The organism is Pseudomonas sp. RIT288 (assembly GCF_000631985.1).
Lineage (GTDB): Bacteria > Pseudomonadota > Gammaproteobacteria > Pseudomonadales > Pseudomonadaceae > Aquipseudomonas.
The window spans coordinates 148765-163497 of record NZ_JFYN01000003.1; the positions used below are offsets into that span (position 1 = coordinate 148765).

General features: G+C 61.8%; 16 protein-coding genes. 10 read left to right on the top strand and 6 right to left on the bottom strand.

The genetic code is table 11. From position 1 onward, the window contains the following. Positions 1-197: 197 nt before the first annotated feature. Positions 198-1319, bottom strand: coding sequence for a cell division protein ZapE (gene zapE, locus BW33_RS05275; RefSeq protein ID WP_047597508.1), 1122 nt, complete (start codon positions 1317-1319; stop codon positions 198-200). A 286-nt stretch (positions 1320-1605) separates the two neighbouring features. Between zapE and BW33_RS05280 the strand changes: the two genes are divergently transcribed. From BW33_RS05280 to BW33_RS05310, 7 genes are all read left to right on the top strand, one after another. Then, complete coding sequence (locus BW33_RS05280) at positions 1606-2127, top strand: Csu type fimbrial protein (protein WP_047597509.1); 522 nt, start codon at positions 1606-1608, stop codon at positions 2125-2127. A 104-nt stretch (positions 2128-2231) separates the two neighbouring features. Further along, on the top strand, positions 2232-2765 hold the full coding sequence (locus BW33_RS05285) for a Csu type fimbrial protein (protein WP_047597511.1): 534 nt from the start codon (positions 2232-2234) through the stop codon (positions 2763-2765). A 20-nt stretch (positions 2766-2785) separates the two neighbouring features. Continuing rightward, the gene (locus BW33_RS05290; protein WP_047597512.1) at positions 2786-3322 is read left to right on the top strand and encodes a Csu type fimbrial protein; all 537 of its coding nucleotides are present in this window, start codon (positions 2786-2788) and stop codon (positions 3320-3322) included. A 4-nt stretch (positions 3323-3326) separates the two neighbouring features. Beyond that, on the top strand, positions 3327-3827 hold the full coding sequence (locus BW33_RS05295; RefSeq protein WP_007961143.1) for a Csu type fimbrial protein: 501 nt from the start codon (positions 3327-3329) through the stop codon (positions 3825-3827). 34 nt (positions 3828-3861) lie between these two features. Next, the gene (locus BW33_RS05300; protein WP_047597515.1) at positions 3862-4650 is read left to right on the top strand and encodes a fimbrial biogenesis chaperone; all 789 of its coding nucleotides are present in this window, start codon (positions 3862-3864) and stop codon (positions 4648-4650) included. Between the two features lie 258 nt (positions 4651-4908). Beyond that, positions 4909-7266, top strand: coding sequence for a fimbria/pilus outer membrane usher protein (locus BW33_RS05305; RefSeq protein ID WP_047597517.1), 2358 nt, complete (start codon positions 4909-4911; stop codon positions 7264-7266). Further along, on the top strand, positions 7263-8234 hold the full coding sequence (locus BW33_RS05310; RefSeq protein WP_047597519.1) for a Csu type fimbrial protein: 972 nt from the start codon (positions 7263-7265) through the stop codon (positions 8232-8234). Before BW33_RS05305 ends, BW33_RS05310 begins: the two co-directional genes overlap by 4 nt. A gap of 92 nt (positions 8235-8326) precedes the next feature. Here the strand turns inward: BW33_RS05310 and BW33_RS05315 are convergent, their stop codons facing one another. Beyond that, positions 8327-9082 carry an anti-sigma factor family protein gene (locus tag BW33_RS05315; protein ID WP_047597520.1) on the bottom strand — a complete coding sequence of 252 codons (756 nt, stop codon included), beginning with the start codon at positions 9080-9082 and terminating at the stop codon, positions 8327-8329. Beyond that, positions 9079-9585 (bottom strand): RNA polymerase sigma factor, encoded by a 507-nt coding sequence (locus BW33_RS05320; protein WP_047597521.1) that lies wholly within the window; start codon positions 9583-9585, stop codon positions 9079-9081. Before BW33_RS05320 ends, BW33_RS05315 begins: the two co-directional genes overlap by 4 nt. Positions 9586-9742: 157 nt before the next feature. Between BW33_RS05320 and BW33_RS05325 the strand changes: the two genes are divergently transcribed. Together BW33_RS05325 and BW33_RS05330 are read left to right on the top strand one after the other, a co-directional pair. Further along, a complete protein-coding gene (locus BW33_RS05325) occupies positions 9743-10837 on the top strand; it encodes a catalase family peroxidase (protein WP_047597522.1) in 1095 nt (364 codons plus the stop codon). Next, positions 10834-11379, top strand: coding sequence for a cytochrome b (locus BW33_RS05330; RefSeq protein WP_047597524.1), 546 nt, complete (start codon positions 10834-10836; stop codon positions 11377-11379). The genes BW33_RS05325 and BW33_RS05330 overlap by 4 nt, the downstream gene beginning before the upstream one ends. On the opposite strand, the gene BW33_RS05335 is transcribed toward BW33_RS05330, so the two are convergent. Both BW33_RS05335 and BW33_RS05340 read right to left on the bottom strand, forming a co-directional pair. After that, the gene (locus BW33_RS05335; RefSeq protein WP_047597525.1) at positions 11376-12575 is read right to left on the bottom strand and encodes an MFS transporter; all 1200 of its coding nucleotides are present in this window, start codon (positions 12573-12575) and stop codon (positions 11376-11378) included. The genes BW33_RS05330 and BW33_RS05335 overlap by 4 nt on opposite strands. Before the next feature lie 149 nt (positions 12576-12724). Then, positions 12725-13876 carry a M14 family metallopeptidase gene (locus BW33_RS05340; RefSeq protein ID WP_047597526.1) on the bottom strand — a complete coding sequence of 384 codons (1152 nt, stop codon included), beginning with the start codon at positions 13874-13876 and terminating at the stop codon, positions 12725-12727. A gap of 95 nt (positions 13877-13971) precedes the next feature. Between BW33_RS05340 and BW33_RS29845 the strand changes: the two genes are divergently transcribed. Next, a complete protein-coding gene (locus tag BW33_RS29845) occupies positions 13972-14136 on the top strand; it encodes a hypothetical protein (protein ID WP_158556651.1) in 165 nt (54 codons plus the stop codon). Between the two features lie 219 nt (positions 14137-14355). Here BW33_RS29845 and BW33_RS05345 read toward each other — a convergent pair whose 3' ends face one another. Next, complete coding sequence (locus BW33_RS05345) at positions 14356-14694, bottom strand: DUF6124 family protein (RefSeq protein WP_003223691.1); 339 nt, start codon at positions 14692-14694, stop codon at positions 14356-14358. Positions 14695-14733 lie beyond the last annotated feature (39 nt).

Consider the following 14733-nt stretch of genomic DNA (forward strand, 5'->3'; position numbering starts at 1 on the left):
AAAGGAAAGAAGCGCCGGGCGCTCGGAATGGGCGACATGATAACGGCAACGCCGGGATTTGCATTGACTTGAACTGGAGGCCCCTCTAATTCCCGTGGGAGCGAGCCTGCTCGCGAAGGCGAAGTGTCAATTGGCGAAATATTGGCTGACAGGACGCTTTCGCGAGCAGGCTCGCTCCCACAAGGGACTTGAGTTGGTCAGTGGGTTTCCTGTAACTGCCCCAGACGACTGCGGGTTCGGGCCAGGTCGATGGCATTGCCGCCAAGCGCCTCGCGCAGTGGCAAGCGGCTGAGCAGGGTCAGGTGTTTGTCCTGGTCGTAGAGCACGTCGATCAGGTTGATGAAGCGCTGTTGCGCAGCGATCGAGCACTCACCCAGTTCCGGCAGGTCATCGATGATCCAGTGGTCGAAATGTCGACACAGCTCCAGATAATCCATCACTGCCGTTGGTTGCTCACACACGTCGTTGAAGGTGAAACCGACGGTGCGGCCTTCGCACAGCCGTGCCTGAAAGTGCCGGATGCCCACCGGCAGGGCAATCGTCGGCGCGTCCTGCGGCGGCAGGTTCAAGGCCTGGCGCTGGGTCGCGGTGGCCGGCCACACATAGTGGCCCTGGGTGAACAACTGATGCGCATGATTGCTCGCCTGACCGCGGTAATCATGAGGACCGCCCACTTCCATGATCTGCATGCGGGCGTTGATCAAGTCGATCACCGGTTTGAAACGCGCGTGATAGAGCGGGTTGGGCAGCAAGCCTTCCGGTGGATAGTTGGAGGTCACCAGCAGCAGGATGCCGCGCTGGAACAAGGCCTTGAACAGGCGGGTGATGAGCATCGCATCGCCGATGTCATGCACATGGAATTCGTCGAAACACAGTACCCGGCAGTCGTGTAGCAGCTCATCGAGGGTGACATCGAGGGCATCGTCCTGTTCGCGATGCTCGAACATGCCCTGATGCAGACGGGCGAAAAATGCATGGAAATGCACGCGCTGCTTCTGCGCGGTGGGCAGAGCCTGGAAAAATCCGTCGAGCAGCCAGCTCTTGCCGCGTCCGACCGCACCATGCAGGTACAGGCTCGGCGGCGTTTGCGGCTTGGCGCCGAACAACAGGCTGGCCTGCTGCGCCATGCAATCGATCACGCGCTGCTGGCTGTGGCTGAGGGTGTAACCCTGGCCATGGGCCTTGTGTCGGAAATATTCGCGGATCGACTGGGCATTCGCGTCATGCCCTGCATGCGCTGGCCGGCCCTGGGCGAACCAGCGGCGCAACGCCGACCAGCGTTGGGTCAGTGGCGATCGTTTGGGCGCTCGAGAGGGCACTGGGCAGTCACTCCGTGTTCATCAGACCGGCGCCCGGGAGCGCGGCACCGTAGTGTAACCAGAGGCGGCGCCCGGCTTCCATCGCGGCGCGTCGACTGTGGGCGATCACTGAACAAATTTATGCGGGACGTACAGCTATTTTCAGCGATGTAATTCGCCGTGTTGCCAAACTTTCGAAACATATTCCGGCAGATCCATGGATCCAATCGACTGGCGGATTCGTTGACCGTTGCTAATCTGAAACACAGTAACGTCATCCGGGTGTTCCCTCACAAGGAATGGGGCAGTGATTACACGTGTGGTGGTGGGCCTGCTCGGCTTGCTTGGGGCCTCGGTGCATGCGGCGGATCTTCAGGTCGAAGTCCGCGTTGACGTGCAGCGTGGCTGCCAACTGATCGGCCAGCAGCGCGAGGCGGGTATCGAACAGCTGGGTGTGCTGGATTTCGGCAGTACTGCGCGTCTCGATGATCCGGCCGGGCCACTGGGTGCGGCGCTGACCAATCAGCGTCTGCCGCGCCTGGAGTGCAACCCCGACACGCCGTATCAACTGCGGGTCGACGGTGGCCTGCATGGCGGGGTTGGAGAGGTTCGCTACATGGCGGGGGCGGCGGGGAGCAAGCCGATTCCTTACCGGCTGTATCAGGACGCGGCGCGCCGGGTGCCGCTGGTGGTGGACGTACCGGTCAGCGGCCGGGTGCCGGACACCGGCACGGTGGAGCTGCCGCTGTATGCACGGATCGAGCGCCTGGCGCAGGTGCCGCAGGTCAGCCGCTATTCGGATCTGGTCAAGGTCACCGTGACCTGGTGAGTGCAGCATTTCAGGCAATTCGCTGGAGGCGGATTGCGCAGGGAAGGGGCGTTCAATGCAGAACGCAAGGTACGCAGGCATCCTGAAGGAGTAGGACGGACGCAATGACAGGCAAGCACTGGATGGTCATCGCCACGGGTACGTTGCTGTTGCTCGCTGACGACGCACAGGCGGCAATCAGCGGGCAGATCAATGCGCGGCTGATCCTGATCGCCGGGTGCGAAGTCACCAACAGCGCCACCCCGGCGATCCCGGTGAGCAATCTGGGTACCCTCGATTTCGGTCAGCAGGGGCCGACCTGGAACGCGCCAATCAAGGCCAGTCTCGACGGTGACAGCAGCAGCAAGCTGAATGTCGCCTGCAACCCCTCGGTCACCGGATTCACCGTCACCATCGATGGCGGCAGCCACGGTGACGGCACCACGCGCCGTCTGAGCAACGGGCGTCAGACCCTGCCTTACCAACTCTTTCTGGATGCCTCCGGCAGCCAGCGCTACAGCATCGGTCAACAACACAATTTCGCTGTCACCAGCGGTGCGCAAATACCGATTCCGGTGTTTGGCACGGTGGTGGCGAATACCCGCGCGGTACCGGCAGGTGTCTATACCGACACGCTGACGGTGACGCTCGACTGGTAACCCCGTAGAGGACGGACACCATGCGCAAGTTTGCATCAAGGATAGGTTTGTCGTTGCTCGGCCTGACGCTGGTTTCCAGTGCCAACGCCGCTACCACGGTCACCGGCCAGATCACCGCCAGCCTGACTCTGATCAGCAGCTGTCAGGTCAACGGTACCGGCGGTGATACCGGGCTGAACTTCGGTGCGCTGAACTTCGGCACCGCCAACAGCCTGTTCACCACCGCCAGCGGGCAAGTGTTGGGCGGTGGCGGCGGGGCGTTGTCGATTCTCTGCTCCAGTGGCACGACTCCGGTGGTCAAGGTGCGCGCCGGTGCTCACGACGGGCAGTCGCCGGGCGGCGCTCGTGCGCTGTACGACGGTGTCGCCAACTACGTGCCGTACGATTTCTACACCGATGCCGGACATTCGCAGCTGCTGCCGATCGACGGCACGATCAACCTGGCGACCAGCACTGGCGTGGCGCAGACGGTGAATATCTACGGTCAGGCGGTGGGCAAGGCTGGACTGCCGGCCGGGACTTACACCGACACCGTCGCTGTCGAACTGACGTTCTGATGCCATGCGCCGCCAGGGCTGTGCCGCGCTGCTCCTGCTCTGTGCGGGCAGTGTGCCGCTGCCGCTGGGGGCGGCGACCAGTCAGAGCTTTCAGGTCAGCGCGACCATCACGCCGGGGTGTCTGGTGGTCGGCGGAGTGTCGAATTACGGCGGGCTGAATTTCGGTTCGCGTTCGGCCCTCGCGACCGGCACGGTGCAAGTGGCATTGACCGGCGGCGTGCAGTTGCAATGCACGCCCGGGGTGACCTTGAACATGAGCGTCGATGGCGGCCAGTACAACAGCAGCGGTCGGCATATGCAGATCAACAGCGGCAGTGCGCGAGTGGCGTATGCGCTGTTTCGCGATGCGGCGTACAGCCAGAGCCTGGGCATCGGCCAGAGCGTGGCGGTGGCCTATAGCGATGCGAACAACATCAGCCTGCCGATTTACGGTCAGGTGCAATTACCGGGCAATCAGCCTGGGGGGACGTACAGCGACGTGTTGCAGGTGCAGCTGTCGTGGTAGAGCGAAGTTTGAATGGCCGACAAGGAGCAGATTCATGGGGGCAGTTATGTCTGGGCATTCGTTGTTACAGGGCGCGTTGCTGGCGCTGGTCATGCTCGGGGCCGGCCATGCACAGGCCGCCAGTTCTGTGCTGATCTGGCCAATCGATCCGGTGCTTGAGGCCGATCAACAGGCCAGTGCGTTGTGGCTGGAAAATCGCGGCACGGAAACTGCCAACCTGCAGATCCGCGTGTTCGGCTGGAGCCAGAGTGGCTTTGCAGAGCAATACCAGAACCAGCGCGATGTGATCGGCAGCCCGCCGGTGGCGAAGATCGAGCCGGGGCAAAAGCAACTGGTGCGCCTGACCCGAACCAGGGAGGTGCCACCGGGGCAGGAACTGGCCTACCGGATCATCATCGACGAAATCCCTTCCGCCCAGCCACCGGCTGCCGAGGGCGGCAAAACCGCGGCCGCGATCCGCTTTCAGATGCGCTATTCGGTGCCTTTGTTTGCCTACGGCGCGGGGCTGTGGAGCAAGGAAGACAGCACCCGTGCGCGTGATCCCAAAGGTATCGGTGTGCCGCAGCTGAGCTGGCGCACGGTGGCGGTGGACGGTCGGCCGTATGTCGAAGTGCGCAATCAGGGCGCCGTGCATGCGCGGCTGACCGATGTGGTGATCAAACAGGGTGGGCAGAGCAAACCATTGGCTGAAGGCTTGCTCGGTTATGTGCTGCCGGGGGCGGTGATGCGCTGGCCGGCACCGGGGCCATTGGCGAGTGCGTCGGCGTTGCAAGTGCGAGTCAATGGCGGAGCGCAGGTGCAGAACATTGCGCCGGGACGCTGAACCAAGACCCTGTGTCGAGATGATTACTGTGTCGAGGGAGCTTGCTCCCGCTGGGTTGCGAAGCAGCCCCAATTCAGGCGAGCACGCAGTGTCAGGTAGCCCGCTTAAACAGATCTAACGACGGCTGCGCCGCCGAGCGGGAGCAAGCTCCCTCGCCACAATGATTGCGTCGGGTCGGCAAAAACCCAGAGAAAGATAACTGGCTTTGGCAAGAGTGGCATCAGGAGGATCAAGTCCATTGACGGACGTAAAGCGTGTATGAGTCCGGGATGGGCTCGTCGTATTCGGCGTCCGTTGTGGCTCATGACTGGCGCGTGTTGCCTGATGTTCGTTGATCCATCGGGGGCCGGCGAACTGCCGCCACCGCCCAGCGGCATGGAGGCCGTGAGTGATGCACAGTTGTTTCTGGAACTGGTGGTCAATCAGATGAACACCGGGCGGGTGGTGGCAGTGCAGCAGCGCGACGGGCATCTGTTTCTGCCGGCCAGCGTATTGCGCGAAAACGGGATGAAATTGCCCGAGGGCAGCGCTGACGAAATCGATCTCGACGGCCTGCCGGGACTGCACAGCGAATACGACAGTGTCGGTCAGCGCCTGCTGCTGGTGGTGCCACCGCAGTGGTTGCCGGACCAGTTCATCGGCAATCGCGAGAACTATCCGCGCACCCCGGCGCTGAGCAGTTTCGGCGCGTTGTTCAACTACGACTTGTACCTCAATGACACCGATGATGCCGGCACTTATCTGGCGGCCTGGAACGAGCTGCGGCTGTTCGACAGCTGGGGCACGCTGTCCAACACCGGGCAGTACCGGCGCACCTTGTCCGGGGATTCGGTCAGCACGCTCGACAACGGTTATCTGCGCTACGACACCACCTGGCGTTACTCCGATGACGAGCGAATGCTCACCTACGAGGGCGGGGACGTGATCAGCGGCGCCTTGCCGTGGAGCAATTCGGTGCGTCTGGGCGGCGTGCAGTTCTCACGGGATTTTGCCGTGCGCCCGGATCTGGTGACTTATCCGTTGCCGCAGTTCGCCGGAGAGGCCGCGGTGCCGTCGTCGGTGGATCTGTTCATCAATGGCTACAAGTCGAGCAGCACCGACCTGCAACCGGGGCCGTATACCCTGACCAACATTCCTTTCATCAACGGCGCCGGGGAGGCGGTGGTGGTGACCACCGATGCGCTGGGGCGGCAGGTGTCGACCACGGTGCCGTTCTATGTCACCAGCAGTCTGCTGCAAAAAGGCCTGAGTGATTTCTCGGTGGCGGCCGGTACGTTGCGCCGCGATTACGGTTTGAAGGACTTCAGCTATGGCCCTGGCGTGACTTCCGGTAGCCTGCGCTACGGTGTGAGCGACAGCTTCACCCTGGAAAGCCACGCCGAAGCGGCTGACTCGCTGACCCTCGGCGGGATCGGCGGCAATTTGCGTTTGGGCAATTTCGGCGTACTCAACAGCGCCATCAGTCAGAGCCGGTTCGAAGGCGACGCTGGCGAGCAGTTGAGCCTCGGTTATCAGTACAGCAGCCAGCGCTACAGTTTTTCCTGGCAGCGCCTGCAACGCCGGGATCAGTACGCCGACCTGAGCGTGATCGACAGCCCTTACGTCAGCCTCAGCCGGCGCAGCGAGCAGGCGACCCTGAGCGTCAACCTCGAACGCTGGGGCAGCCTCGGTGCCGGTTATTTCGATGTGCGCGCGGCGGACGATTCGCGCACGCGTCTGCTCAACCTGAGCTGGAGCAAACCGCTGTGGCGCAACAGCAGTTTTTATCTGTCGGCCAACCGCGAGATCGGCGACAGCAACTGGGCGGTGCAGGCGCAACTGGTGATCCCGTTCGATCTGCGCGGCAGCCTGGCAATCAGCAGCGAGCGCAGCAAAACCGGGCAGAGTCAGCAGCGGGTCAATTACAGCCGCTCGGTGCCGACCCAAGGCGGGGTCGGTTTCAATCTGGGGTACGCCAAGGGCGATGGTCCCGATTATCGCCAGGCCGACGTGACCTGGCGCCTGCAATCGGTGCAGTTGCAGGCCGGTGTCTACGGCACTTCGGAGGCTGAAACCCGTTGGGCCGATGCCAGTGGCTCGCTGGTGTGGATGGACCGCCAGGTGTTCGCCGCCAATCGCATCGACGACGCGTTTGTGGTGGTCAGCACTGATGGCTTTGCCGATATTCCAGTGCGCTACGAAAACCAGCAGGTCGGGCAGACCGACAAGAACGGCCATCTGCTGGTGCCGTGGAGCAGCGCGTATTACCGCGGCAAATACGAAATCGATCCGCTGAATCTGCCGGCCAACGTGCGCAGCCCGAACGTCGAACAGCGCATTGCCGTACGCCGTGGCAGCGGCTATTTGCTGGAGTTTCCACTGACCCGGGTGATCGCCGCGAGCATCGTGCTGGTGGATGCGCAGCAACGTGAGCTGCCATTGGGCGCGGGCGTGCTGCACGAGCAGAGTGGTACACAGACGGTGGTCGGCTGGGACGGGCTGGTCTATCTGGAAAACCTGCAGGCGCAGAACTCGTTGTTGGTGACGCTGGCCGACGGCAAGACCTGCACGACGCAATTCGATGTGGACATGCAGCAAAGCCAGGTGCCGCTGATCGGCCCGTTGGTGTGCCAATGAGCGCGGCGCGGATCTGCCTGTGTCTGGCGTTGCTGCTGCCGGGGGCGGCGCAGGCCTTGTGTTCGGTGGTCAGCACCACGCCGGCAGCGTTCGGCTCGATCAGCTCGATTGCCGTGCGCACCACGACGCAGCCCAGTTCCACCCTAAACGCCGGGTTGAGTTGCACCGGTTCATTGCTGTCATTGCTGACCAGTAACGACCACTTCTACGCCACCATCACCTCGACCCAGAGCGGCTTGCGCGGGCCGACCGGCGACGTCATCGGCTACACAATTTACGCCGACAACAGCACCAGCTACCCGGTGACTCGCGGCACCGCCTATGACTTCGCCCGCAACGGCATCATTGACGCCTTGGGACTGCTCAACGGCACCACCCCGAAAACCGTGCCGCTGTATCTGGGCACGACCATTGGCAGCAACGTTGCCGCCGGGGTCTATACGGAAACCCTGAGCATTTTCTGGAACTGGAATTACTGCTCGGGCATAGGCATTGGCGCCATTTGCGTCGGCCGCGATATTGCCAGCGGCACTACCACGCTGACCGTGAACCTGACCGTGTCCAACGACTGCACGATTACCGCGCCGAACATCGCCTTCGGCAGCGCGCCGGTGATCAGCGCCTTTACCCCGGTGACCGGGCAGACGATCAATCTGGCCTGCACCAAGGGCAGCGCCTACACCGTCGGTTTGAGCGACGGGCAGAACCCGGCCAGTGTCGGTGGTCGGCGGCGGATGATTTTCGGGAGTAATTATCTGGCCTACGACATCTTCAAAAGCGCCGGCACCACTCGGTGGGGCAGCGTCGGCAGCGCGCGCCGGTCGAGCACCGATGCCGAGGTCAATCCGGGGAATGGCTTGGGCACGGGGAGCCAGATCTTCAACTACAACGCGAAGATCTACACCGACCAGACCACGCCGCCAGCGGGGACTTATTTGGACAATGTGGTGCTCGACGTAGGTTTCTGACCCAACACAACCCCCTGTAGGAGCTGCGGCACGCTGCGATCCTTTGATTTTCAACATCAAGATCAAAAGATCGCAGCGTGCCGCAGGAAGTTTCAGAACTGTATTGATTGCTTCAGCTGCTTCGCCGCCGGCGAGTCCGTCGGGCTGACCATCGCATAGTTGTACCCGTCACCGGACCAGTAATCGGCCTGCAGATCGCCGTCGCTGCGGCTGCCGCGTGGCAGGAAGGTGTTCTTCGGCCCTGGTGGCCGCACGTAGAAACTGACCTTGTGGCCGCTGCGATCCTCATACATGACCATCGCCGCCGGGCCTTCGTCGGTGCTGAGCAGGCGGCCACTGACCGGTTCGAAACCGGCGGATTTCAGATCTGGCAGGCGACTGGCCTGGGTGAAATAGCGGTCGAGCCAACGCTGCATATCGCCGTCAGTGTCGACCTTGTAGTCCGCCGGCAGCATTCCCTGCTGGGCAATCAATCGATAGGCTTGCAGGGCATCGGTCATCGGCAGTGTGGATGAGCGCACGAGGGTCATTTCCCGCGCCTGCCAGCCACTGAAACCGCCGATGCCGACCGCGATCAGCAACACCGCCGCGCTGGCCAGGTGGCGCCGCGACTGACGCTTGAGGCGCTGGCGGATCAGCGCCGGATCGAGTTCCGGATTGGCCGGTTGCTGCAAGGCACCGCTCAGTGCTGCGCGCAACAACTGGGCGTCGTGCTGCCAGGCGCGCACCTGCGCGGCGGATTCCGGGTGAGTGGTCAGCCAGGTGTCGACCAGGCGCCGGTCGGCTTCGTTGAGTTGGTGATCGACGTACGCGTGCAGGTCGCGCTCGCTGGGGGGCATGCTGATCATTTGAGTATCCGCAAAGAAGGGCTGCTGATTTCGCCATCGCTGAGCTGGCGCAAGGCCTGGCGGGCGCGGGACAGGCGCGACATCACGGTGCCGGTGGGGACGTCGAGGATATCTGCGACTTCCTTGTAGCTCAGGCCCTCGACCGAGACCATCAGCAACAGCGCGCGTTGCTCGGTGGGCAGGCGATCAAAGGCTTGCAGAGTCGATTGGGCGATTACGGTGCGCTCGACCGAGGGCTCGGCGTCGTCGCGACCGGTGAAAAATTCGAGCATCCGCGCATATCGGCGCGAGCGTCGGTGGGCGTCGAGAAATTGCCGATAGAGAATCGCGAACAGCCACGCGCGCACGTCACCCTCGGCGCGTTTCGCGCCCCAGCCGGACAGGGCCCGCTCAAGGCTCGCCTGCACCAGATCGTCAGCGCTGCTGCTGTTGCGGGTCAGTGACACGGCAAAGCGGCGCAATCTGGGAATGATTTCTCTCAACTGTTCGTCGAATTCGCTCATGAATTTCTGCTAGTCACTACGCTGTGGACTAGGGAGACGTCTGCCGTTCGAGGTTATTCCACGTTCGGAAAAATAAATACCGGGCCATGGAATAAATCCCGATGGGGTGCGTCTTGCTGATTCTTCCTACTTGTGGCCGATGGCCCTGGAGTTATTCATGGTTGATCGCACTTCACCGCCGGGCAGGCCGCCGCGCCCGCCCTTGAGTGCCGCGAGCACAGTGTTGCGCCTGACGGCGATTGCCGTGGTTGTCGCCGCTGTCGCCGGGGCGTTTGCCTACGTGCACGGCAATCTTGACCCACAACGTCTGACGCCCAAGGCGCTGGTCGATGTGCTGGAGAAAAACAACGGCGTGCATCCCGGGTTTCGGCGCAATCACGCCAAGGGCGTGTGCGTGATCGGGCATTTCGAGAGCAGTGGCGAGGCACGGGCGTTTTCTACCGCTCAGGTGTTCAACGAGGCGCAGACGCCGGTGGTCGGGCGTTTCGCATTGCCGGCGGGGAATCCCTACGCCCCGGACAGCAGTGTGCCGATCCGCAGCCTGGCGCTGCGTTTCACCCAGGCCAACGGTCAGCAATGGCGTACCGGGATGAACAGCATGCCGGTGTTCCCGGTCGGCACTCCCGAGGCGTTCTATCAGTTGCAGCAGGCCCAGTCGCCGGATCCGGCCACGGGTAAACCGGATCCGTCGAAAGTACCGGCTTTCTTTGCCGCGCACCCGGAAGCCGTGCCTTTCCTGACCTGGGTGAAGACCGCCAAACCGTCGGCCAGCTATGCCACTGAAACCTACAACAGCGTCAATGCGTTCTATCTGGTCAACGCCAGCGGGCAGAAGCAGGCGGTGCGCTGGAGTGTCGCGCCGCTGGCGCGTGATGCCGCCGGTGCCTCGGCGCCGGAGGGCGCGGATTTTCTCGAGAAAGATCTGGTGCAGCGTCTGGCCGAAGGGCCGTTGCGCTGGCAGTTGAACATCACCCTGGCCAACCCCGGTGATCCGGTGAACGACGCCAGCAAAACCTGGCCCGAGGGTCGCAAGGTGATCAACGCCGGCACGCTGGTGCTGGAGAAGACCCAGCCGCAGCTCAGCGGCGAATGCCGCGACATCAACTACGATCCGCTGGTGCTGCCGGCCGGTATCGAAGGTTCCGACGACCCGCTGCTCGCCGCGCGTTCCGCCGGTTACGCCGACTCCTATCTGCGTCGCACCAGTGAAGTCAGCCAATTGCCCGCCGCCAAACAGGAGGCTCGCCCATGAGCACGCAACCGACTCATTTCGTGCTCTTGGCGCGGCTGCTGCACTGGCTGATGGCGCTGATGATCATCGCCATGTTGTTCATTGGCGCCGGCATGGTCACTTCGGTTTCACAGCGGCATGAATGGCTGATTCATCTGCACAAGCCGCTGGGGATTGCGATTCTGCTGCTGGTGGTCGTGCGCCTGTTGGTGCGGTTTTCTACCCGACAGCCGCCGCTGCCGGCCGATCTGCCGGGCTGGCAGGTCATGGCAGCCAAGGCTTCGCATGTGTTGTTGTACGCCTTGATGCTGGTGTTGCCGGTGCTCGGTTGGGCGATGATCAGTGCGTCGGGGGAGCCGGTGATGCTCAGCAATACTCTGCAACTGCCGTCGATCCTGCCGGCCGATGCGCAAGTGTTTGCCCTGTTGCGCAAGGCGCATGGCTATCTGGCGTATCTGTTGTTCCTCACCGTGTTGTTGCACCTGGCGGCGGCGCTGTTCCATGGTTGGGTGCGCCGCGACGAGGTGCTCGACAGCATGTTGCGCGGTCGCGATCGCGATTAACCCGTCTGTGTGGCGCACCGCTGGGGTGCGCCACTTCTCAGGGTCAGCCACCAATAGCCCAGCGCCACTGCATTGATAGCGGCGCCAAGCAGACACACGCCGGTCCAGCCAGCCCAGGCGTACATCGCCGTCGACGTAATCGAACCCAATGCACTGCCGATCGAATAGAACAGCATGTAACCGGCTGTGAGGCGGCTTTGGGCTTCGGGACGCATGCTGTAGATCATGCTTTGGCTGGTGACGTGTATGGCCTGCAAGCCCAGGTCGAGGGTGATCACCCCCAGCAACAGTGCCCACAACGAGGACTGGGTAAGGGCGATCGGCAGCCACGAGGCGAGCATCAGCAGCAACGACAGGCCACTGACCCATTGGCCCAATCCGCGATCGGCCAGATGTCCGGCGCGTGCGGCGGCAAGTGCACCGGCGGCACCGGCCAGGCCGAACAAGCCGATTTCACTGTGCGACAGCGACAGTGGCGGGGCGGCCAGCGGCAGCACCATCGGCGTCCATAGAACCATGGCGCTGGCAAAGGTCAGCAGCGCGAGAATCGCCCGTTGCCGCAGCACAGGCTCTTGTTTGAACAGGCTGAACACCGAGGCGATCAGTGCGCCGTAACGGCTCGCCGGCTGTGCGGCTTCATCCTTGGGCAATGCGCGCAACAGCAGCAGCGCCATCAGCAGCGTCAGCCCCGCCGACAGCAGATAGATCGCCCGCCAACCGGCCAGATCAGCCATGGCCCCGGCAATGGTGCGCGCGAGCAGAATGCCGACGACGATGCCGCTGGTGACGACGCCGACCACCCGACCGCGTTGCGCCGGGACGGCCAATGTCGCGGCGTACGCCACCAGCACTTGCGTCACCACCGCGAGCAAACCGGTCAGCGTCATGCCGAGCAGCAACCACAGACTGTTGGCCGCCAGTGCGATCATCAACAGCGCGGCGGCCGAGAGCAGGGTCTGGGTGACGATCAGCCGCCGTCGGTTGAGCAGGTCGCCAAGTGGCACCAGCAACACCAGACCGATGCCATAACCGATCTGCGTCAGGGTGATGACGATGCCGATGGTTGCGGGCGACATAGTGAACGCCTCGGCCATGGCGTCCAGCAACGGCTGCGCGTAATACACATTGCCCACGGCCAGTCCGCAGGCGACGGCAAACAGCAGCACCACGCTGCTTTTGAGGGGTTGAGGTTGCATGCCCTGATTCCTTTTTGGGTTTCAAATTAAAACCACAATCACGGTAAGTATTCTGGTTTTAATTTGCAACCTCGTTGGTCGCGGCATTTGATTGCGCAAAAAAAAGATCGCAGGCACAGCTGCGATCTTTGGGTGGAGCGGGGGAGGGATCAGCGCAGGGTGTCGACCATGTCGGCGATCGTGGTCAACACGTCCTTGCCCAACTGTTTCGAGCGCTTGCCCGACCAGCCCGTTTCTTTGTTTGGATGGTCGTCGTGATCCTTGAACGGCATTTCCAGAGTCAGCGACAGGCAGTCGTATTTCTGCCCGACCGCGTTGCAGGCCAGGGTCATGTTGGCCTGGCCCGGTTCGTCGCGGGTGTAGCCATATTGGGTCTGGAAGTCTTTGGTGGTGTGCTTGAGATGCGTGCGGAAATGCTCTTCGAGCTTCTCGATGCGCGGCGTGTAACCCGGGTTGCCTTCGCAACCGGCAGTGAACACGTGGGGAATTTCTTCATCACCGTGTACGTCGAGGAATAGATCGACGCCGTACTTTTCCATCTGCTGTTGTACGAAAAGTACCTCTGGGCTGATTTCCTGACTGGCGCTCTGCCAGGCGCGGTTCAGGTCCTGGCCCATGGCGTTGGTACGCAGATGGCCGTGGAAGGCGCCGTCCGGGTTCATGTTCGGCACCAGATACAGATCCGCGCTGGCGAGCAGCGTGTTCAACACCGGGTCGTCGTGGCGTTCCAGGCGTTCGATCACACCCTCCATGAACCATTCGGCCATGTGCTCGCCCGGGTGCTGTTGCGCGATGATCCAGATTTTGCGCTGGCCTTCTGCGCCGCTGCCCTTGCGCAGCAGTTGAATGTCCCGACCCTCGACGCTTTTGCCGGTGGCCAGCAGTTCAGTGCCGGCCTTGCTCAGCGCCTGCTCGATCAGCCAGTCGTGACGCCCGCGGCTGTAGGGTTCGAAGTAGGCGAACCAGGCGTGGGTTTGCTCGGCTTCGAGGCAAAAGCGCAGGCTGTCGCCTTCAAAACTGGTGGGAATGCGGAACCAGTTGACGTGATCGTAGGAAGCGACGGCCTGATAGCCGGTCCAGGCTTTGTTGTAGGAGGATTGGCTGGCGTTGACCAGACGAAACCAGTGTTCCTGATGAATATGCAGGCCGCTGGCCTTGAAGTGGAACCACTGAAAATGCGCGCTACGGGTATCCGGGCGAATGGCCAGAACCGGGTTGAGCGGATTGGAGATGTCGATGACTTGGATGTTGCCGCTGTCGAAGTTGGCGCTGATGTCGAACGAAGATTTGGCCACGGTCATATCGGTTCCTGAATATGATTTTTATGGCGGCTACTTTACACGCAAGACAGGGGTGAAACCGAGTGAAATTGCGGGTTGCGTGGGGGGCGTCTTCCATGACGCGCAAGCAGCTTAGAGAGTGTGCGATTGATTCTCAAGTGCTAATTGTCATTAGTTTGCCCCAATCGGGCCGGGCTCTGCTTGCCAAGCGATATTCTTTTGATATTATCCGCGCCATCGAATTTGCAGCACCCAAAGACTTCATTAGCCTGAAGCCATAAGCCCGAAAAACGGGCAAAAAAAGACCCGGCAAAAAGCCGGGTCAAAAACCGTGATTAGCCTGATGAGGAGATAGTCCAGAAGACCGACCTAAGGTCTCTGGTCCATCGACTGATCTCGCGATCAGCTGCTTGCAATAATAATCATTATCATTTGCAAGTCAAATGTTTTTATCTGCGCGATTGGAAAATTCTTTCCTGTCCGTCCGCTTCCCGTGTCCGTCAGAGCTGCTCGCCATCAATTGAATGGTCGACCATCGCTCGCGCCATATCCACCATATGCACCACCGAAAACGCCAGGTCGCGGCTCGCGCCCTGCAGGTTTTCGGCTGCCTTGAAGGCAGTGGCGGCTGCGCAGCGCAACAGATCCGACGCGTGCACGAGGGCTTCTTCACCACTGAGATGGCGTTTCACATCAAAAAAACGTTCATCTACCTCGGGTTCTGACACAGCTGGTTTCAAGTAATAGTCCAGTGCTCGCTGCGCTGCTGCGTTGCCTTGAGGGGAGGTGAACGTGGTGTCCATTTGCAGATCGGGCAAGTCTTTGCTGCTGATATTCATGGTGAAGGGTCACTCCTTGTTCGATTGAAAGTCCGTGCT